The sequence below is a fragment of the Tatumella sp. UCD-D_suzukii genome, assembly GCF_000611875.2.
Taxonomy (GTDB): domain Bacteria; phylum Pseudomonadota; class Gammaproteobacteria; order Enterobacterales; family Enterobacteriaceae; genus Tatumella; species Tatumella ptyseos.
Map to the genome: position 1 here is coordinate 141298 of NZ_JFJX01000049.1, position 19409 is coordinate 160706.

The following is a 19409-nucleotide window of genomic DNA, read 5'->3' on the forward strand; positions in this document are numbered from 1 at the left end:
AGCCATCTCAGCCCTGCCTGTTATCGTTGCGGCAAATAGCGCAACGGATTGACGGATTTCCCCTTGTAACGAATTTCAAAATGCAGTCTGACTGAGCTTGTTCCTGTGCTCCCCATCGTTGCAATTTTTTGTCCTGCGCTGACTTCCTGTTGTTCGCGGACCAGCATCGTGTCGTTATGCGCATACGCACTCAGGTAATCGTCATTGTGTTTAATGATGATCAGGTTTCCATATCCCCTGAGCGCATTACCGGCATAAACCACACGACCCGCAGCAGTAGCAACCACTGGTTGTCCCCGGGAGCCGGCAATATCGATCCCTTTATTGCCGCCTTCGGAGGCTGAGAAGCTATCAATAATTTTTCCTTCTGTCGGCCAGCGCCAGGTAGTGATAGGCGCGGAGCTGACTGAAGTACTGCTTGCCGTCGGTGGATTGACCGGTGCCGAGATAGGTGCTGAAGCACTGCCCACAACCGGTGATCTCGACGGTAATAGCTTACTGCCACTATTAACGGTGCTGTTTGTTTCGTCACCCGAATCATCAGAATACGTAATAACTGGTTGCTGCGCAACCGGCCTTACAGAAGGAATAGCCGATGGATTTGTGGAAGGTTGAGAGGAATCAGCGATTGAAATTGCATTACCACCGGTGATTGGCTGCCCGGAACTGTTACCTACCTGCAGCACCTGTCCTACATGGAGAGAGTAAGGGGCGGCAACATTATTACGCTGCGCCAAATCACGGAAATCGTTACCGGTGATCCAGGCAATATAGAACAAGGTATCACCGCGTCTTACGGTATAGGTCGGTCCGTTGTAACTGCCTTTCGGAATGTTCCCATACGTACGATCATAAACAATATGTCCGTTTTCTGTACGTACCGGTGCCTGAACCGGTTCAGCCGTACGCTGTACCGGACGGTAGGTCATGCTGCTACCCGGGCCGGAGGGAACGGTTCCGTTAATGACCGGCGCTGTCGGAACACGTCCGTAAGAGGCCGGTGCATCACTGGTGTGACCGCCGGCACTGCCGTTGATGGCAGAGATAGGAGCTTGAGTATTATCATCAGAGCTACATCCCGCCAGTGCGACTGCCGCAAAGGTTAAAAACGCCAGTCGGCGTAATGGAAATAATTGAAAAGTTGTGCTTCCCGTGCTCATCGTTCCCCCGGATAACAAAAGGAAGAGATATGACACCCTGCCGGCTGCAAGCCGTTAAGATCTGTGCGTCCCGGCAAGGGTCACTATAAAGGCGGGTGACGCTGACTGTCCTGTCAGCGACACGCTGCGCGACCTGTTTTCGTTTAATTCACCAGCCTGTCAGGCTAAGTCCCCCTGGATAAGAGGGACAAAACGCACAGGCTCGATCACATCATCAATATAATCATCACCTGAACGTTGTATACGTCGTAATACCTGATGTTCATCGCCTACCGGCAATACCATCACTCCCTGTTCACTCAGCTGACCGCATAAAGCCGCTGGGATTTCCGGGGGTGCCGCGGTGACTATAATAGCATCAAATGGCCCCCGGGAAGGCCAGCCCAGCCAGCCATCGCCATGGCGGGTAGAGATATTATGCAAATCCAGCAGCTTCAGTCGCCGTTTCGCCTGCCACTGTAGCCCCTTAATCCGTTCTACAGAATAAACATGATCAACAAGGTGAGCCAGGATGGCGGTCTGATAACCGGAGCCGGTACCGATTTCCAGCACCCTGGAATGCGGTGTCACCCCGAGCAGCTCAGTCATCCGGGCCACCATGTAAGGCTGGGAGATAGTCTGCCCGTAGCCAATCGGTAACGCATTATTATCCCATGCCTTGTGTTCAAACGCTTCATCAATGAAATGCTCACGAGGGACATCGGCGATGGCACGTAAAATATGTTCATCACCGATCCCCTGTCGGCGCAGTTGCGCCAGTAACATTTCAATGCGTTTGTTCAGCATGGCAGCGCGACCTCTGCATGCTCCAGCCAGTCTGCCAGCGTTTCCTGAGCAGGATGAGCGGTCAGATCGGCGTCCAGAGCGGTAATTGAGATATACCCCTGTTCAACCGCCGCAAAGTCGGTACCGGGACCGGCATCCAGCGTGCCTCCCAGCGGACCTATCCAGTAAATTGTCTCACCACGAGGATCCTGTTGGGTGATCACCTGGTCGGCAGGATGCCGGCGTCCGCAACGGGTCACCCGGTAGCCTTTAATTTCTGACAACGGCACATCCGGCACATTGATATTCAGTACCCGTCCGGTCCGTAATGGCACACGCTGCAACGCCTGCAGGATAGCGCAGGTGGCGGCGGCAGCCGTTTCATAATGACGTTGCCCGTGTAAGGAGATAGCCAGCGCCGGCAGCCCCAGATGGCGACCTTCCATCGCCGCGGCAACCGTTCCGGAGTAAATCACGTCGTCCCCCAGATTCGGGCCGGCGTTGATGCCGGAAACGACAATATCCGGCTTCGGGTGCATCAGGGTGTTAACGCCCAGAAAAACACAATCGGTCGGTGTGCCCATCAATACGGCAATATCACCGTTACTGTGGGTAAACGTGCGCAGCGGTGATTCCAGCGTCAGGGCATTTGAGGCCCCGCTCCGGTTACGATCCGGAGCGACCACTTGTACATCAGCCATTGAACGTAATGCACTGGCCAGTACCTGGATGCCCGGTGCGAAAACACCATCATCATTACTCAGCAATATCCTCAAACACACCTCCCTGGAATAACAGTTCACGGACAACACTGGTCGCGAAACTGCCGGCCGGAAGCCAGAAATCCAGTTTCAGCGTGGCATCATCCAGCCACTGCCAGTGCATATTTTTCGGGACCACCAGCATTGCTCTGCGGGCCGCATCGGTTTTTTCTTTGCACAACAAAGTACAGAGTTCCGGATTCTGGTCCAGGATCTGCTGTTCAAACAACTTTGCCTCTTCCTGCGGGCCGGCCTCACCACGACCGGCCAGCGGTGCGGTCAGGCGAAGTTCATGACGCTGCACACGCCCCCGCACGTCCTCCAGTTCATCGTCTTTCACGACAAACCAGCTACCGCGACCGGTAAGCTGCACACAATCGCCCCGCATCAGTGTCTGCAGATCACCCTGCGCCGCCAGCCGTGCGCTGGTCACCTGATTAAACATAGCACTTCGCGCTACCGAGAGCAGTAAACTGCGCTTATTCCGATCACGGACCGTGATTTCACCACAGGCCCACTGGGTTACCATGGTCAGGTTATGACCATCACGACCGAATCGCTGCTCACCGAAGTAGTTAACCGCCCCGGCTTCAGCAATCAGGGCGAGTCGCTGTTCGGCCGCATCACGATCACTGATGTTACGCAGGATCAGGCTAAAAGCGTTGCCGGCCAGTGCCCCGGTACGGATTTTTCGTTTATGCCGCGAAACATGTAAAATTTCACAGCCTTCCAAAGCAAAGCCACCCATATCGGGCATTTCTTTACCCGGCAGCCGTAAGCAGAATGTCTGCTCGGTCACCGCATGGCGGTCTTTCATGCCGGCAAAACTGACTTCACGGGCCGGTATTTTCAGATAACGGGCCAGAGCATCGGCCACAAACCGCGTGTTGCATCCGGTTTTACGCAAACGCACCAGCAGCTGTTCCCCTTCGCCATCCGGCTGATATCCAAGGTCTTCTGTCACCCGGAAATCATCGGCCGTGGCACGCATGACGCCGGAAACCGTAGGCTTACCGTGCAGATACAGCAGTTCACTCATTTTCATCGGGCTGCCGCCGTCAGAAGTGCCACCGCTTCACAGGCAATGCCTTCACCGCGGCCGGTAAAGCCCAGCTTTTCTGTCGTCGTGGCTTTCACATTGACCTGGTCCATATGGCAGCCAAGGTCTTCAGCAATGTTAATACGCATCTGAGCGATATGGGGCAGCATCTTAGGTGCCTGTGCAATCAACGTGATGTCGACATTCCCGATGTCATACCCTTTCTGGCGAATGCGGGACCAGGCTTCACGCAACAGCCCGCGGCTGTCGGCGCCTTTAAACGCCGGGTCCGTGTCCGGGAACAATTTACCGATGTCTCCCATCGCGACTGCACCTAATAAAGCATCCGTCAGGGCATGTAAGGCAACATCGCCGTCGGAATGGGCAATAAACCCTTGCTCAAAAGGAATTCTGACACCGCCAATGACCAGCGGGCCTTCTCCGCCAAAGGCGTGAACATCAAAACCATGGCCGATACGCATCATGCGTTCTCCTCTTTCTGCCTGCGGGTTAAAAAGAAATCTGCCAGCGCCAAATCTTCAGGACGGGTCACTTTGATATTATCACTGCGCCCCTGGATAAGCCGGGGATGGTACCCGCAATACTCCAGTGCCGAAGCTTCATCTGTGATGGTGGCTCCGTCATTCATCGCCTGACGCAGGCACTGCTTTAAGAGTGCTAACGGAAATAACTGGGGGGTCAGCGCATGCCAGAGCGCCTCGCGGTCGACCGTATGTTCAATATCGCAGCCCCCCGGGATGGCACGTTTCATCGTGTCAGAGACCGGTGAGGCCAGAATGCCCCCGACCTCACTGACTGCCCTCAGCGCCAGTAAACGGTGCAGGTCATCCGGATGCAGGCAGGGACGCGCAGCATCATGCACCAGTACCCATTCTGCCCCGCCTGCCGCCTGCAGTCCGGCATAGACCGAATCTGCCCGCGAGCTTCCCCCGGTGACAGTCATAATGCGCGGGTCAGATGCCAGCGGTAATCGATGAAACTGGTCATCGTCGGGATGCAGAACTACCACGACGTTACTGACAGCAGGGTGAGTAAATAAAGAAGTGATACTGTATTCGAGCAGAGTACGCTGACCGAGAGTCATGTACTGTTTCGGACGATCGGACTGCATCCGGCTGCCGATACCGGCCGCCGGAACTACAGCAATCACATCCGGAAAGGATACGGTGCTAGTCATTGTTGTCGTTTTTATCGTTGTTGGTTTGACACCACAGATTGTGTAGTGCGTTTATTTTGCTCTGTTACCAGACGATAGAAAGTTTCACCGGGACGAATCATACCCAGTTCATTACGTGCCCGTTCTTCGATAGCTTCCGAACCTTCGTTCAGATCGTCTATCTCCGCGAACAACTGATCATTTCGCGTTTTAAGTTTGGCATTGATTGCCTGCTGAGCCACGACTTCCTGATTAACCGTAGTGTAATCATGAATACCGTTTTTACCCAGCCACAGCGAGTATTGCAGCCAGCCAAGTAAAATCAGTAACAATATTGTCAGTTTTCCCATCCCCGCCCCCTGAAAAACCGCTCAATCATCCCATAACTTTCGGCAGGACTCCACTGTGGCAACCAAAATGTCGTATTTTTCATGAAAATTCTGTAATAAAAATGCGGTACCGACCGTAATAACATGGCTGTTTTTCAGAAAAGATCCTCAGGACAGGCCCTAATTCCAGCCGGCAAGGAAGGAAAATAACACCCAGAAAAAAGAAATCACAATCAGAAGCGTAAATAGCAGGGTCAGGAACAAACGGCGGTTAAGCCAGATAGAAAACGCAATCCCCACAATGACGGACACCGGCAGTAATGCCAGAAAGAACGGCCAGGTATACATAAAGAAGAACAATACGCTGGCACCAAAGTAGAAAAATGGCGTTGCCAGCGCAAATAAATACGCAAAAAAACCAATAACCCCGCCGGAAAGAGAGGCACCGCTGCCCTCTTCCGGCGGAATTGATTGTCTGGCAAGCAATGAAGTGACGTTCAGCATATCGATCCTGTGATTACGTTACAGGGGCAGAAATTCGCCCTGTAATCTCAAAGATCGATAATATCTTTCCTGCGTAACAGATCGATGATTTCGTCACTCAGTTTTGTAACGAATTGTTCGCCATCAAGATGCAGTTCTGGCTGCTCAGGAGCCTCATAAACCGCATCAATACCGGTGAAATTGGTCAGTTCTCCGGCACGGGCTTTACGGTACAGCCCTTTCGGATCACGCGCTTCACAGACCTGCAGCGGGGTATCCACAAAGACCTCAATAAACTGTTCCGCCGGCAGCAATTCCCTGACCATCTGTCGCTCACTACGATGCGGGGAAATAAAGGCCGTCAGCACCAGTAAACCGGCATCTGCCATCAGTTTTGCTACCTCACCGACCCGGCGAATATTTTCTTTGCGGTCGGCATCGCTGAACCCCAGATCGCGACATAATCCGTGGCGGACATTATCGCCATCCAGCAGGAAGGTATTGACCCCCTGCTGAAATAATCGCTGTTCGACCGCATCCGCCAGGGTCGACTTTCCCGACCCTGAAAGCCCGGTAAACCAGACAACAGCACCACGATGCCCCTGTCGCTGCCGGCGATCTTCCCGGGTAATACTGTGCGGATGCCAGACCACATTTTCATCATGCTCAGCCATTAACGGCCTCCGGAGAGATCACGGGCACCCCAGTGAGGGAAATGCTTACGAACCAGTGCATTCAGCTCACGTTCAAATTCGCTGTACTGATGGCCCGTGGTATCTTCAGCCTCATCACGCAAGGCAGAGATCATCCCGGCACCGACAGTCACATTGCTGAGACGATCGATAAAAATCAGTCCGCCAGTGACCGGGTTGTCAGTATAAGGGTCAATCACCAGTGGCTCATCAAAGGTCAGGACAACTTTACCGATACCGTTCAGGGGTAATTCGTCAACCGCCGCCGTCTCCAGGGTGTTAATATTGACCTGATGAACAATATGGTCAACGGTGGCCCGGGCCTGCTTACCGGCGACTTTGATACCATAGGTTTTTCCGGCCGTCAGCGGGGCTTCCGCCATCCAGACCACATCCGCTTCGGCAGATTGGACCGGCTTCAGGGTTTCCTCTGCATCGACCAGCAAATCACCCCGGCTGATATCCACTTCGTCCCTCAGTACCAGCGTAATGGCTTCCCCGACGGAGGCTTCCTGCAGGTCGCCATCAAAGGTGACAATCCGCGCGATGGTGGAACGGACCCCGGAAGGCAGAACCTTGACGGCCTGTCCGGTACGGACGGTGCCTGAGGCCAGTGTGCCGGCATACCCGCGGAAATCCAGATTCGGGCGGTTCACATACTGCACCGGGAAACGCATGGGTTGCTCAACGGTCGGCGGAACAATTTCTACCGTTTCCAGAATCTGTAACAGAGAAGGCCCGGTGTACCACGGCATATGCTCACTGCTGCTGGCAACATTATCTCCGGTCAGTGCGGAAAGGGGCACAAAACGGATATCCAGGTCATCCGGCAGCTGGCTTGCAAAATCCAGGTAATCCTGACGGATATCATTAAAGACCTGCTCACTGAAATCCACCAGGTCCATCTTATTCACCGCCACCACCAGGTGTTTGATCCCCAGCAGGGTTGAGATATAGCTGTGACGGCGGGTCTGATCCAGTACCCCTTTACGGGCATCAATCAGCAAAATTGAGAGGTCACAGGTCGAGGCTCCGGTCGCCATATTCCGGGTGTATTGCTCATGGCCCGGGGTATCCGCAATAATAAACTTACGTTTTTCGGTAGAAAAATAGCGGTAAGCCACATCAATGGTAATGCCCTGCTCACGTTCTGCCTGCAGCCCGTCCACCAGCAATGCCAGATCCAGCTTTTCACCCTGGGTTCCGTGACGTTTGCTGTCATTTTGCAGTGATGAGAGCTGATCTTCATAAATCTGGCGGGTATCATGCAGTAACCGGCCGATCAGCGTACTCTTGCCGTCATCGACGCTGCCGCAGGTCAGAAACCGGAGCAGACTTTTATGTTGTTGTGCGGTCAGCCAGGCTTCCACTCCGCCCTGAGCCGCAATTTCCTGTGCTAATACTTCATTCATGGCAGTTTCCTCAGAAATATCCCTGGCGTTTTTTGAGCTCCATAGACCCGGACTGATCACGGTCAATCACACGGCCCTGGCGTTCACTGGTCGTGGAAACCAGCATTTCCTCAATAATCTCCGGCAGTGTTTCCGCCTGCGATTCGACGGCCCCGGTCAGTGGCCAGCACCCGAGAGTACGGAAACGCACCATGCGGTTTTTAATCTCCTCTCCGGGTTTGAGATCGATACGGTCATCATCAATCATCATCAGCATACCGTCACGCTCCAGTACCGGACGTTCAGCGGCCAGGTAAAGCGGTACGATTTCGATATTTTCAAGGAAGATGTATTGCCAGATATCCAGTTCCGTCCAGTTAGACAGCGGGAACACACGGATACTTTCACCTTTGTTAATCTGCCCGTTGTAGTTATGCCACAGCTCCGGACGCTGGTTTTTCGGGTCCCAGCGGTGAAAGCGGTCACGGAAAGAATAGATACGTTCTTTGGCACGGGATTTCTCTTCGTCACGGCGTGCGCCACCGAACGCTGCATCAAAACCGTACTTATTCAGCGCCTGTTTCAGGCCTTCGGTCTTCATGATGTCCGTGTGCTTAGCACTGCCGTGAACGAACGGGTTAATCCCCATCGCTACCCCTTCCGGGTTACGGTGAACCAGTAACTCAGCACCGATCGCTTTAACTGTGCGGTCACGGAACTCGTACATTTCCCGGAATTTCCAGCCGGTATCCACATGCAGCAACGGGAAAGGCAATGTCCCCGGATAGAAGGCCTTACGGGCCAGATGCAACATCACTGAGGAATCTTTACCAATGGAGTACATCATCACCGGGTTGCTGAACTCAGCAGCCACCTCACGGATGATATGAATACTCTCTGCCTCAAGCTGACGCAGATGAGTCAATCGTTTCTGATCCATACAACTTTTCCTCAAACAGAAGGGTTCAGCCGCGGGTCGTCGTCGACCTGCGATGATGAAGTTTGAAACCAGGCAAGCTGATCCTGTAAAAGAACCACCTCACCAATAACCAGTAACGCCGGAGACGGTGCCTGCTGTGCAAGTTCGCCCAGTCCGGCCAGGGTACCTTTACTCACCTGCTGATCCGCACGGGTGCCGCGGCTGATAATCGCCACCGGCGTGTGTGGTTCCCGCCCGTGGGCAATAAGCTCGCGGCTGATGGTTTCTGCATTCATCGCGCCCATATAGATAGCCAGCGTCTGGCGCGCACGGGCCAGAGAAGGCCAGTCAAGCTCGCTGCCTGGCTGGCAATGTCCGGTAATAAAAAGCACACTCTGCGAGTGGTCACGGTGTGTCAGCGGGATCCCCGCATACGCCGTGGCTCCGGAGGCGGCCGTGATCCCCGGGATCACCTGGAAAGGGATACCGGCCTCCGCTGCGACCTGCAATTCTTCGCCACCACGACCAAAAATAAACGGGTCACCGCCTTTCAGACGAACCACCCGCTTACCTTCCTGCGCCAGGCGGACCAGTAAACGGTTGGTCTCTTCCTGGATAACCAGGTGCGCACCTGCCCGCTTACCGACACAAATACGCTCAGCATCCCGTCGGGTTAAGTCCAGAATCTCGTCACTGACCAGATAGTCATACAGCACGACATCGGCCAGTTGCAGAACCTGTAATCCGCGCAGGGTCAGCAGCCCCGGGTCTCCCGGACCGGCCCCCACCAGATAAATTTCCCCTTTCGGGGTGCTGTGCTGATGCAGTTCCTGCTCTGCTATTTTTTCGGCTTCCTGCTGACGGCCAGCCGCGACCAGTGCCGTAAAACGGCCGCCGAACAGGCGTTCCCAGTAATAGCGACGCTGGGTGACATCCGGCAAATGTTGCTTCACCCGGTCACGCCATTCGCCGGCAATCCTGGCCACCTCTCCGAGACTGGCCGGCAGCAGAGACTCCAGCTTTTCGCGCCAGAATCTGGCCAGTACCGGTGCTTTTCCCCCGGAAGAGATCGCCACCACCAGCGGTGAGCGGTCCACAATCGAGGGAAAGATAAAACTGCAACGCGCCTGATCATCTACCACGTTGACCAGCTTCTGCCGTTGTTCCGCCGCGTTATACACCCGCTGATTCAGCGCATTATCATTTGTTGCCGCAATCACCAGAAACACCGCATCCAGCTGCGACTCTTCAAATTCTGTCGCCAGCCAGATCAATTGCTGCTGCTGGTGCAGAGTTGCCAGCTCTTCACAAAGCTTCCGCGCGACCACATAGACCTTCGCGCCGGCGCGATGCAGTAAACTAATTTTTCGTGCAGCAATATCTCCGCCGCCCACCACTAAAACGGGCCGGTTCCGGAGCTCTGCAAATAGGGGAAGGTAATCCACGGTCACCTGGTTGTTATTAACTTAGAATAATAATGACTATACGACTGACAGGGCCGGTTTGAAATGTCGATTTGGAATGAGCTGTAACTTAATGGAATATGCAAAGCTTATGCGTATTCTGAATAAGTCATCTTATCCCCCGTGATAGCACGGTATTCAGCACAGGCAGGGCAGGAGAAAAGGGAAAATAACTATTTTCCGGGCACCTGAAAATATTTCATCTATAAATCAGTAAATTAATGGCGACGTTCAGGAACGCATTCAGAAAGGGAGACAGTACGAAAACGCTGCACGATACCGGGAGCATCGTGCAGCGACAGATTAACCTTCGTGCAGGCCGCACTCACGTTTCAGACCAAAAAATCGTGTTTCTTCTTCGGCCATACCGGGTTCCCATTTCCGCGTAGTATGGGTATCTCCCACTGACAGATAGCCCTGGTCCCATAACGGATGGTACGACAGCCCGTGTTGTTTCAGGTACTGGTACACCTGGCGGTTATCCCAGTCAATGATCGGCAGGATCTTAAATATGCCGCGCTGAACAGAAAGTACCGGCAGTCCGGCACGGCTCTGCGATTGTTCCCGGCGAAGTCCGGCAAACCATGACGATGCCTGCAGGGTTTCCAGGGCACGGTTCATCGGCTCGACTTTATTGAGGGTATTATATTTTTCGATACCCTCAACCCCCTGCTCCCAGAGTTTCCCGTAGCGGGCTTCCTGCCATGCCGGTGATTCGCTGGCACGGAATACCTGCAGGTTCAGTTGTAACTGATCCGTCAGCCGGTCAATAAACTGATAGGTTTCCGGAAACAGATACCCCGTATCGGTCAGGATCACCGGGATATCCGGTCGCTGGCGGGTCACCAGGTGCAGACAGACTGCGGCCTGGATCCCGAAGCTGGAACTGAGTACCACGTTACCGGGCAGATTCTCCAGTGCCCATGCCACCCGCTGTTCTGCGGTCAGTGCTTCCAGTTGCTGATTCACTTCACTCAGCGCCTGCTGTTGCTCTGTTTTATCCAGTGCATTCAGTTCGGATAACCTGAGAGACATAGCTACCTCCGTTATTCCCAGAAATCACGGGCAGGATCGAGTACCGGCCGGATAATGCCCGCCCGGATCACATAATCGCCGAAACCTTCGTCCGTCTGACGTTCACAGGCCCAGCGGCCAATCAGTTCATCCAGTACCGACAGGATTTCCTGCTGACTGATATTTTCACGGTACATCCGCGGGATACGCGTACCGATGCGGTTGCCTCCGAGATGAAGATTATAGCGGCCGGGGGCTTTCCCCACTAATCCAATCTCTGCCAGCAGTGCACGGCCACAGCCGTTCGGACACCCGGTCACCCGCAGGACAATATGTTCATCGCCCACCCCGTGACGGGACAAAATGGTTTCTACCTCATCCACAAACGCCGGCAGGAAGCGTTCTGCTTCGGCCATCGCCAGCGGGCAGGTCGGGAATGCCACACAAGCCATGGAATTTTCACGCTGAACACTGACGGATTCCATCAGGCCATGTTCACGGGCCAGGTCTTCGATGATCTGCTTTTGCGATCCCGCTACCCCGGCGACGATCAGGTTCTGGTTAGCCGTCAGACGGAAGTCGCCCTGATGGATTTTGGCAATTTCCGCAATCCCGGTTTTCAGATAACGGCCCGGATAGTCCAGCAAACGACCGTTTTCAATAAACAGAGTCAGGTGCCATTGATTATCGATGCCTTTGATCCAGCCAAAACGGTCGCCGCGGGTGGTAAATTCATACGGACGGACGGGTTCAAAAGTGATCCCGGCCCGTTTTTCGACTTCGGCTTTAAAGACGTCCACCCCGACCCGTTCCAGGGTGTATTTGGTCTTGGCATTTTTACGATCGGTCCGGTTCCCCCAGTCACGCTGGGTAGTCACCACTGCGGTGGCGACATCGAGCGTTTTATCCAGCGGCAGGAAGCCGATTTCGGTCGCGGTACGGGCATAGGTCGCTTTATTACCGTGGTCAATGGATAATCCGCCCCCCAGCAACAGGTTGAACCCCGCCAGTTTGCCGTTTTCAGCCACTGCCACAAAGTTCATGTCATTCGCATGCAAATCAACATCATTGTTCGGCGGAATGACCACCGTGGTCTTGAATTTACGCGGCAGATACGTCTCGCCGAGGATCGGCTCTTCATCGGTGGTCGCCACTTTTTCCTGGTCCCACCAGATTTCCGCGTACGCACGGGTCCGGGGTAGCAGGTGCTCAGAAAGGCGTTTCGCCCATTCGTAGGCTTCCTGATGTAATTCAGATTCCACCGGGTTCGACGTACAGAGCACATTGCGGTTCACGTCGTTTGCCGTCGCCAGGGCATCGAGCCCCGCTTCATGCAGCATCTGATGGGCCGGTTTCACGTTTTTCTTCAGGATCCCGTGGAACTGGAAGGTCTGACGGTTAGTCAGACGGATGCTGCCATAAAGGGTTTTATCGGTGGCAAAGCGGTCAATCGCCAGCCACTGCTGCGGCGTAATAATCCCGCCAGGCAGACGGCAACGCAGCATCATGGCATGACGCGGCTCCAGTTTCTGCGCTGCGCGGCTGGCACGGATATCACGATCATCCTGCTGATACATGCCGTGAAAGCGGATCAGCAAAAAGTTATCGCCGCGGAATCCGCCGGTCAGGCCGTCGGACAAATCATCGGTGATCGTGCCGCGCAGAAAGTGGCTCTCTTTTTTCAGGCGCTCGGCATCCGTCAGTTTGCCTTCGACCACTAACGGGCCGGGATTTTTATCACTCATTAGTACACATCTCGCTGGTAACGGCGCGCCACGCGCAGCTCACTCAAATATTCGTCGGCAGCTTCGCTATCCATCTGCCCCTGTTCGGCAATGATCTCAATCAGGGCCTGTTCAACATCTTTTGCCATACGGCTGGCATCGCCACAGACATAAAGATGTGCACCTTCCTCAATCCAGCGCCAGACTTCCGCCCCTTGCTCACGGAGTTTGTCCTGCACATAAATTTTTTCCTGCTGGTCACGGGACCAGGCCAGATCGATACGGGTCAGCAGGCCGTCTTTCACATATTTCTGCCATTCGACCTGATAGAGAAAGTCCTCGGTGAAGTGCGGGTTACCGAAGAACAGCCAGTTTTTACCCTCAGCACCGTCATTGTCTCTCTGCTGAATAAACGCACGGAAAGGGGCGATCCCGGTGCCGGGGCCAATCATGATCACCGGGGTCTGCGGGTTTTCCGGCAAACGGAAATTATCGTTATGTTCGATAAACACCCGCACCTCGCCGTCTTCTTCCAGCCGGTCAGCCAGGAAGCCGGAGGCTCCGCCGCTGCGTTCGCGGCCTTCAATATCATAACGGACCACACCGACCGTAATATGCACTTCATCTTCGGCTTCGGCCTGAGAGGAGGCAATCGAATAAAGACGCGGCGTCAGCGGCCGTAACAGGTCTGTTAACTGCTCTGCCCGCAATTCGACCGGTGCATGGCGAACCATATCGACAATCGGCCACCGTTGCGCATAAGCCTGCAGCGCAGCCTTATCTCCGGCCATCGACAACAGTTCACTGTGCCCGGACAGGTGTGCATACTTTTCCACAATCTGCGGGGTATTGACCGTCAGTTCAAAATGCTGTTGTAACGCGGTTGCCAGAGGCAATGACTGGCCGGCAACACTGACCTCCTGCTTTCCGTCCAGCCACAATAATCCCAGCAGCTCTTCCACCAGTTGCGGGTCATTGTCAAACCAGACGCCCAGCGCATCCCCTGGCTGATAGCGCAGACCGGAATTGCCCAGATCTATCTCCAGATGACGGATATCTTTCTGCGAGTCATTGCCGGTAATTTTCTGATTTACGGCCAGCGACGCGACCAGGGGTTGTTCTTTGGTATACGGAGTACTGTCAATTTCGTCACTGGCACCGGAGGCAGCCTGTGATACCGCCGCATCGGAGACCGCCGGTAACCGCTGCTGCAGTAACGCCACAATCTCCTGGCGCCACTGATCGGCTGTCGCCTGATAATCCACATCTGCATCACCGCGGGTCAGCAGTCGCTCTGCACCGAGATCCGCCAGACGCTGGTCGAAGTCTTTACCGGCCTGACAGAAAAACTCATAGGAACTGTCGCCCAGGCCAAAGACCGCAAATGCCGTCGACTTCATTTCCGGCGCTTTTTTCGACATCAGGTATTTATGTAAGGCCACAGCCTCTTCCGGCGGTTCACCTTCCCCCTGGGTCGATGTCACCACCAGCAACCATTTTTCCTGAGCGATTTGCTTAAATTTGTAATCGCCGGCATTCACCAGAGAAACCACCACTCCGGTGGCCAGTAAATCGTCCCGTAGCTGCTCAGCCAGCCGTCTGGCGTTGCCGGTCTGTGATGCGGAAAGAATAGTGACGGTCGGTGCCGGGGCGGCCTGCGGGCTTGTGCCTGCGGACGAAGCGGTGGTCGCGGCAACCGGCGTATCGCCGCTTAACCGTCCCCAGAAATAGCCGGAGAGCCAGGCCATCTGGGTCACAGAAAAATCCTGCGTCGCAGCCTGTAATTGGGCGAGTTGTTCTGCCGAAAGCGGAAGCTGTGGGGCCTTATTGGTCATTGCGTTTCGTAGTCCAGTATCAGCGGCGAAAAATAGAATCAGTAAATGTAAGGTTAACGGAGAGAGTATGCCGGTAAAAGACAGCTTATGCATATCACATAACCAAATTGCCTAACGGGTTTTATCACTAATATTAACCAGTAAAAGTGGTAAGCGATAAACTTCTGCCATCTGTCGGAGACTGGTATCGGTTACAAAGGGAATATCAGGGAAAAGTGTGAGAAATGCCAGGTTTTGCGGTAGAATCTGCGGCTTTTACACTCGGGAAGAATTATGTCAGTTACTACACTCTTTAAAGAATTTCAGTTCGAAGCGGCTCACTATTTACCCCATGTCCCGGACGGGCATAAATGCGGACGCCTGCATGGGCATTCTTTCCTTGTTCGTCTGGAAATTACAGGTGAAGTGGACCCGCACACCGGCTGGGTGATGGACTTTGCTGAACTGAAGGCACGCTTTAAGCCTCTCTATGAACAGCTGGACCATCATTACCTGAATGAGATTGACGGACTGGAAAACCCGACCAGCGAAGTTCTGGCGGCCTGGATCTGGCAGAAAATGAAACCTGAATTGCCGTTACTGAGCGCAGTCATGATCAAAGAAACCTGTACCGCTGGCTGTGTCTATCGCGGACAGGCATAACGCAGAAAAAAACAGACTTACCGATTGCCGGCCATCCTCAGACCGCCGGCACCGGTTCAGGCAATATTCAGATACTTATGGGTCTGCATTGATAGCCGCCAGTTGCGGGCAATACACGCAGAGATACAAAGCTCCGTGGCTTCTTTCTTACAGCTAATAGGCTGCAGAGCAATAATACGTGACTTATCGTCCTGTACCTGCGCCAGTAACTGCTCCAGAGCTTCAATGTCCCGCTCACGGGCCACCGGATGTTTGATTTCATCCGCACGGATCAGCGCCGGAGTCAGTACATCATAGCCGCCACGCATATTCACTTTCGGTGAGACCGTGACCCAGGTGTTATCTGAACACTGAATCGGGTGCGTGCCGCTGGTTTCAATCTGACAACTGTAGCCAAAAGCTTCCAGTGCCGTGGTAAGCGGACGCAGATCATAAATTGCCGGCTCGCCGCCGGTGATCACCACGTGGCGTGCCGTCCATTGCTGCTCACTGATAATTTTCAGCAGCGTTAACGGTTCAGCATTGCCCCACTGCTCGCTTTCAACCGTTTTAATCAGAATATCCCCGACAGGGACCTCGTTATCGGCGAATTTTTCCCAGGTATGTTTGGTGTCACACCAGCTGCACCCGACAGGACACCCCTGTAAACGGATAAAAATGGCCGGTACACCGGTATAAAAGCCTTCGCCCTGAAGGGTTTGAAACATTTCGTTAATCGGGTACAGCATCACTTGCTCAATCATTACAAAAGATAATCGACCATTATTACAGATCTTCCGCCGCAGATCATGCCTGATCCGGCGGCGAAAGCATTCTGTGATCGTTTCTTACCGGATTAATTCACCGCCAGATGACCGGTTTCATCACTGATGATCCCTTTAATCAGTTTGATCAGGGCATCACTCTGGGTCGCGGTTTTTGCCCGGCCACTGCCGGTACAATAATCCGACCAGTATTTCACCCGACTGGCCGCATTCGTGGTAGAGACATAGTAAAATTCAACTTTACTGGTATTCGTCTGCGGACGGGCAAGCAGACCTTCTTCAATTTTACGGCACAGATCATAGGTTTTCAGATACTTGTCGGTCACTTTATGCGGATGGGTATTGTCATTACCGTCCGAGATCATAATAAAGACCTTACGCCGGTTTTGCCCTTCCATCATCACCGGCACCGAGCGTACGAGGGCTGATGACAAATGTGTCCAGCCATAAGGCTCCATGGACTGAAACTCATGCAACTGATCCGCATCTCCGGTCAGAGGAATAAGCCAGGCTTTCGGTGAACGATTTACCAGATTATTCGTGCTTTTATTCCACCACCCTGCCTGGCGGCACATCTCGTTATATCCCCAGGCATAGGTCCCGTCCAGCGGGGTCAGTGGCATGGGCAGGGTAATGATGGCTTCATCGGAGAACATTTTATTCAGCGTCGCCGGATAATCGATGGCGTCATCATGCTCTATGGTAAACGTTGTCACTTGCCTGGACTGTATCTTCGCAGCCCGGAGAAATTCGCGCTGAATAATCGCCTGAGATTTGGCTGAAAAAATATCATCATCCGGGTCACGCGGATCAGAGCAACTGTACTGATACCTTCCCGCTTTCTGACCGTAAGTACTGTTCGTCCGGCACCAGGAAGCCTTCATATTGGCCTCACTGATTGCCGGGGGAGAGGCCGCCACATACCTGTGGTAATAATTGTAACGAGCCTCATCCATCAGATAGGTTTGCCTGTTCAGGGCCTGATAGGCAGAAGTCGTTGCCGTGCGTTTATCGGCCCAGAAGGCATAATCAATATTCCAGTCGTCTTTGGGTACAAAAAGCACACTGCACCCGAGCATAGCGCCCCCCCGCTGGTTTTTACCGGGTAATTTCACCACCACACCGGTGCTGAACGGCACGATAGCAATACGGGATTCCGGGCTGGCGCCGACCACATAATCAGTGATTTCAGCAAAGACACTTTTCAGCATCTTCATCCGCGAGCCAATCTGGGAAGTCGAGAAATCAACGATAAAGACATAGTCTGCCGGTTTTGAAATGTATTTTTTGACATGCCCCTCACTGGCATTGAGCGTGTAATTATGGCTATTGCCGGTCAGCGTCCGGTGGCGGAACAGGTAAGGCAGGTCCAGGGAAATCGCCACATTGTAATAGGTATAGCGAATATCGGAGGAAGACTGATTTTGATCCTGAACAACGGTGAAATCTACCTGCGGTGTGCCTTGCATCGCCGGGAAGTAATATTTCATCCATGCGGCGACCATCGCTTTTCCGGCCGCGATTTCTTCTTTCCCCGCGGCCGTCTGAGTGTCATTCGCGAGGGAGGATGCCGATACCGCCAGCGATGCTTCAGACGCCGCATCGGCCATTCTGGCTTTACTGGCCAGCCCCGCCGCACTGTTAATGCCCAAAGCCATTAACACAATCAGTATCGGTAACAGGATGGCAAAAGGGACTATCAGTACCCCCCGTTCACTGGCCAGACGGGAGGTCAACGCTCTCAGTTTTTCTATAAACATTTCCGTATGTCTTCCGCAGTAGTCAGATGATAGAAATGACGGGATTTCCCCTGAAGGCAAAACAAGGCGGGTAATGAAAGAGGCCGGTATTTTGCGACCCAGATACCGGAAGTATCTCTCAGGTATCTGGCGGCACCGGACAACGCCGGCCCGCCGGGAGAGATATCGATCAGCGTGACATCCAGTTGACGTGACAGCGTACGGCTGAAATAGAGTTGCCGGTTAATTTCCCGGGCCAACTGGTTCTCTTTCCCCTGCTGCGTGTTGAGGAAAATAATGGCCTGTTTTTTCTGTCCGCCGCTGCTCTGAGCGGCGTCACTGCCGGACGGGAAGACACACGCCAGCAGTAACAGCGTACCGGGTATCACCGGTAATCGCGTAATAAATTTCATGTCGCTCCCTGCTTATCGTGCCAGCACGATATTACTGACCGTGATGGTCTCGGGTAAGGCTCCGCTACTACGTAACAATGCAGACAGGCTACCCCGTGGTGCCGGAACACTGAGAGAGACCTGATAGAGTGGTACCCAGCGTCCGCGAATGCTTAGCGGAGAGAGCTGCAGATTTTCCGTCAGTGCCGGTGCATTGACCTCACATTTAGATTTACCTGCGCTGGTTTTCTGGTATTTATCGACCTGACGGGTCGTGGTCTCTTTGAAGCTGACGCTTTCTAACCGTACACACAGAGAGGACACCGTACTGTCCTGTGCCAGGAATTTTGCCAATGACGCCAGTTCCGTGACCTCATTGCTGCCGGGTGTCTCCTGCCCGTTGTATAACGTGCTGCGCTCACGGATAACAGCCGCCAGCGAGTAATTAATCCGTTCTGCTTTACTGCGGGCCATCAGCCAGAATCCGTAATCCATGGCGGCCACGGTGAGTACTGACAGAAAGACAAAAATAAATGCTGCCTCCACGACCACTGACCCCTGCGGGTTACGGAGAAATGCCCCTATGCGCTGTCTGTAATCCATATCATTCATTCCCTGATTCATATTCCTGGACATACAACAATTGCCGGGAGAGGTAATTATCCAGTGAATTAAACAGATTATTAACAGCGCTATTTCCGGCGAAAGTAAATAATAGCGGACGATAACGATAACGGACCGAATAAAGGGCCAGCGGAAAATTTCGTCCGTCCGTACTGTTACAGTTACCGTTCACCGCCGCGCTGACAGAATTGCAATAACGCACCGTCAGGGTGAAATTACTGGCATCAATAAACATATCCCAGAAACTGCTTTGCTGGCGGATATTGCTGGCAAAAACCTCTGTGTAATTACTGTCACTGCTTTCTGTGCGGGACGTTATCCTGGCAGCCTCTGATAAGGTGAGATCAATACTCGCGGAAACATAGACAAAACGGTTGACCTCAAAAAAGAGGAAGATAAAAAAGATAAAAATAATAAAGATAAAGGAGAACTCAATGGTGATCACTCCCTGCTCCGGTCTGACCCGCCGCCACAATGCCCTGATGCTTTTTTTCAT

The 19409-nt window shown here is 53.5% G+C and carries 21 protein-coding genes; 1 reads left to right on the plus strand and 20 read right to left on the minus strand.

The window, feature by feature from the left end:
* Positions 1-20 precede the first annotated feature (20 nt).
* The 15 genes from nlpD to cysJ all read right to left on the minus strand — a co-directional run bounded on the left by nlpD (position 21) and on the right by cysJ (position 14752).
* Positions 21-1160, minus strand: coding sequence for a murein hydrolase activator NlpD (gene nlpD, locus CG67_RS08845; RefSeq protein WP_025902589.1), 1140 nt, complete (start codon positions 1158-1160; stop codon positions 21-23).
* A 159-nt stretch (positions 1161-1319) separates the two neighbouring features.
* The gene (locus tag CG67_RS08850; protein WP_025902590.1) at positions 1320-1946 is read right to left on the minus strand and encodes a protein-L-isoaspartate(D-aspartate) O-methyltransferase; all 627 of its coding nucleotides are present in this window, start codon (positions 1944-1946) and stop codon (positions 1320-1322) included.
* Positions 1940-2701 carry a 5'/3'-nucleotidase SurE gene (gene surE / locus CG67_RS08855; RefSeq protein ID WP_025902591.1) on the minus strand — a complete coding sequence of 254 codons (762 nt, stop codon included), beginning with the start codon at positions 2699-2701 and terminating at the stop codon, positions 1940-1942. Before surE ends, CG67_RS08850 begins: the two co-directional genes overlap by 7 nt.
* The gene (gene truD / locus CG67_RS08860) at positions 2682-3731 is read right to left on the minus strand and encodes a tRNA pseudouridine(13) synthase TruD (protein ID WP_025902592.1); all 1050 of its coding nucleotides are present in this window, start codon (positions 3729-3731) and stop codon (positions 2682-2684) included. Before truD ends, surE begins: the two co-directional genes overlap by 20 nt.
* Entirely contained in the window at positions 3728-4207 is a 480-nt protein-coding gene (ispF, locus tag CG67_RS08865) for a 2-C-methyl-D-erythritol 2,4-cyclodiphosphate synthase (RefSeq protein ID WP_025902593.1), read from the minus strand. Before ispF ends, truD begins: the two co-directional genes overlap by 4 nt.
* Entirely contained in the window at positions 4207-4923 is a 717-nt protein-coding gene (gene ispD, locus CG67_RS08870; protein ID WP_025902594.1) for a 2-C-methyl-D-erythritol 4-phosphate cytidylyltransferase, read from the minus strand. Before ispD ends, ispF begins: the two co-directional genes overlap by 1 nt.
* 11 nt (positions 4924-4934) lie before the next feature.
* Complete coding sequence (gene ftsB, locus CG67_RS08875) at positions 4935-5252, minus strand: cell division protein FtsB (RefSeq protein WP_025902595.1); 318 nt, start codon at positions 5250-5252, stop codon at positions 4935-4937.
* A 159-nt stretch (positions 5253-5411) separates the two neighbouring features.
* Entirely contained in the window at positions 5412-5735 is a 324-nt protein-coding gene (locus CG67_RS08880) for a DUF3561 family protein (RefSeq protein WP_025902596.1), read from the minus strand.
* Between the two features lie 47 nt (positions 5736-5782).
* Positions 5783-6388 (minus strand): adenylyl-sulfate kinase, encoded by a 606-nt coding sequence (gene cysC / locus CG67_RS08885; protein ID WP_025902597.1) that lies wholly within the window; start codon positions 6386-6388, stop codon positions 5783-5785.
* On the minus strand, positions 6388-7818 hold the full coding sequence (cysN, locus tag CG67_RS08890; RefSeq protein WP_025902598.1) for a sulfate adenylyltransferase subunit CysN: 1431 nt from the start codon (positions 7816-7818) through the stop codon (positions 6388-6390). The genes cysC and cysN overlap by 1 nt, the downstream gene beginning before the upstream one ends.
* A gap of 10 nt (positions 7819-7828) precedes the next feature.
* Entirely contained in the window at positions 7829-8737 is a 909-nt protein-coding gene (gene cysD, locus CG67_RS08895; RefSeq protein ID WP_025902599.1) for a sulfate adenylyltransferase subunit CysD, read from the minus strand.
* Positions 8738-8748: 11 nt separating this feature from the next.
* Positions 8749-10161, minus strand: coding sequence for a siroheme synthase CysG (cysG, locus tag CG67_RS08900; RefSeq protein WP_025902600.1), 1413 nt, complete (start codon positions 10159-10161; stop codon positions 8749-8751).
* Positions 10162-10482: 321 nt separating this feature from the next.
* Complete coding sequence (locus tag CG67_RS08905) at positions 10483-11214, minus strand: phosphoadenylyl-sulfate reductase (RefSeq protein ID WP_025902601.1); 732 nt, start codon at positions 11212-11214, stop codon at positions 10483-10485.
* Between the two features lie 11 nt (positions 11215-11225).
* Entirely contained in the window at positions 11226-12938 is a 1713-nt protein-coding gene (gene cysI, locus CG67_RS08910) for an assimilatory sulfite reductase (NADPH) hemoprotein subunit (protein ID WP_025902602.1), read from the minus strand.
* Complete coding sequence (gene cysJ, locus CG67_RS08915; protein WP_025902603.1) at positions 12938-14752, minus strand: NADPH-dependent assimilatory sulfite reductase flavoprotein subunit; 1815 nt, start codon at positions 14750-14752, stop codon at positions 12938-12940. The genes cysI and cysJ overlap by 1 nt, the downstream gene beginning before the upstream one ends.
* 273 nt (positions 14753-15025) lie before the next feature.
* On the opposite strand from cysJ, the gene queD reads away from it, so the two are divergent.
* Positions 15026-15394 (plus strand): 6-carboxytetrahydropterin synthase QueD, encoded by a 369-nt coding sequence (gene queD, locus CG67_RS08920; protein ID WP_025902604.1) that lies wholly within the window; start codon positions 15026-15028, stop codon positions 15392-15394.
* Positions 15395-15450: 56 nt separating this feature from the next.
* Here queD and queE read toward each other — a convergent pair whose 3' ends face one another.
* The 5 genes from queE to CG67_RS08945 all read right to left on the minus strand — a co-directional run bounded on the left by queE (position 15451) and on the right by CG67_RS08945 (position 19409).
* Positions 15451-16122, minus strand: coding sequence for a 7-carboxy-7-deazaguanine synthase QueE (gene queE / locus CG67_RS08925; protein WP_025902605.1), 672 nt, complete (start codon positions 16120-16122; stop codon positions 15451-15453).
* Positions 16123-16229: 107 nt separating this feature from the next.
* Positions 16230-17918: a pilus assembly protein gene (locus CG67_RS08930; protein ID WP_025902606.1), complete on the minus strand. Its 1689-nt coding sequence runs from the start codon at positions 17916-17918 to the stop codon at positions 16230-16232.
* A complete protein-coding gene (locus CG67_RS08935; RefSeq protein WP_025902607.1) occupies positions 17909-18310 on the minus strand; it encodes a hypothetical protein in 402 nt (133 codons plus the stop codon). Before CG67_RS08935 ends, CG67_RS08930 begins: the two co-directional genes overlap by 10 nt.
* Positions 18311-18322: 12 nt before the next feature.
* Entirely contained in the window at positions 18323-18892 is a 570-nt protein-coding gene (gene tadF, locus CG67_RS08940; RefSeq protein ID WP_160318971.1) for a tight adherence pilus pseudopilin TadF, read from the minus strand.
* 1 nt (position 18893) lies between these two features.
* Positions 18894-19409 carry a TadE/TadG family type IV pilus assembly protein gene (locus CG67_RS08945; RefSeq protein WP_025902609.1) on the minus strand — a complete coding sequence of 172 codons (516 nt, stop codon included), beginning with the start codon at positions 19407-19409 and terminating at the stop codon, positions 18894-18896.

Excerpts from the sequence above, each read along its gene's own strand:
- truD (WP_025902592.1), bottom strand. The coding sequence starts at position 3,731 with ATGAAAATGAGTGAACTGCTGTATCTGCACGGTAAGCCTACGGTTTCC.
- ftsB (WP_025902595.1), bottom strand. The coding sequence starts at position 5,252 with ATGGGAAAACTGACAATATTGTTACTGATTTTACTTGGCTGGCTGCAA.
- CG67_RS08905 (WP_025902601.1), bottom strand. The coding sequence starts at position 11,214 with ATGTCTCTCAGGTTATCCGAACTGAATGCACTGGATAAAACAGAGCAA.
- ispF (WP_025902593.1), bottom strand. The coding sequence starts at position 4,207 with ATGCGTATCGGCCATGGTTTTGATGTTCACGCCTTTGGCGGAGAAGGC.
- cysD (WP_025902599.1), bottom strand. The coding sequence starts at position 8,737 with ATGGATCAGAAACGATTGACTCATCTGCGTCAGCTTGAGGCAGAGAGT.
- ispD (WP_025902594.1), bottom strand. The coding sequence starts at position 4,923 with ATGACTAGCACCGTATCCTTTCCGGATGTGATTGCTGTAGTTCCGGCG.
- CG67_RS08850 (WP_025902590.1), bottom strand. The coding sequence starts at position 1,946 with ATGCTGAACAAACGCATTGAAATGTTACTGGCGCAACTGCGCCGACAG.
- queE (WP_025902605.1), bottom strand. The coding sequence starts at position 16,122 with ATGCTGTACCCGATTAACGAAATGTTTCAAACCCTTCAGGGCGAAGGC.
- cysJ (WP_025902603.1), bottom strand. The coding sequence starts at position 14,752 with ATGACCAATAAGGCCCCACAGCTTCCGCTTTCGGCAGAACAACTCGCC.
- cysN (WP_025902598.1), bottom strand. The coding sequence starts at position 7,818 with ATGAATGAAGTATTAGCACAGGAAATTGCGGCTCAGGGCGGAGTGGAA.
- CG67_RS08945 (WP_025902609.1), bottom strand. The coding sequence starts at position 19,409 with ATGAAAAAAAGCATCAGGGCATTGTGGCGGCGGGTCAGACCGGAGCAG.
- tadF (WP_160318971.1), bottom strand. The coding sequence starts at position 18,892 with ATGGATTACAGACAGCGCATAGGGGCATTTCTCCGTAACCCGCAGGGG.
- cysI (WP_025902602.1), bottom strand. The coding sequence starts at position 12,938 with ATGAGTGATAAAAATCCCGGCCCGTTAGTGGTCGAAGGCAAACTGACG.
- CG67_RS08935 (WP_025902607.1), bottom strand. The coding sequence starts at position 18,310 with ATGAAATTTATTACGCGATTACCGGTGATACCCGGTACGCTGTTACTG.
- cysC (WP_025902597.1), bottom strand. The coding sequence starts at position 6,388 with ATGGCTGAGCATGATGAAAATGTGGTCTGGCATCCGCACAGTATTACC.
- CG67_RS08880 (WP_025902596.1), bottom strand. The coding sequence starts at position 5,735 with ATGCTGAACGTCACTTCATTGCTTGCCAGACAATCAATTCCGCCGGAA.
- nlpD (WP_025902589.1), bottom strand. The coding sequence starts at position 1,160 with ATGAGCACGGGAAGCACAACTTTTCAATTATTTCCATTACGCCGACTG.
- queD (WP_025902604.1), top strand. The coding sequence starts at position 15,026 with ATGTCAGTTACTACACTCTTTAAAGAATTTCAGTTCGAAGCGGCTCAC.
- CG67_RS08930 (WP_025902606.1), bottom strand. The coding sequence starts at position 17,918 with ATGTTTATAGAAAAACTGAGAGCGTTGACCTCCCGTCTGGCCAGTGAA.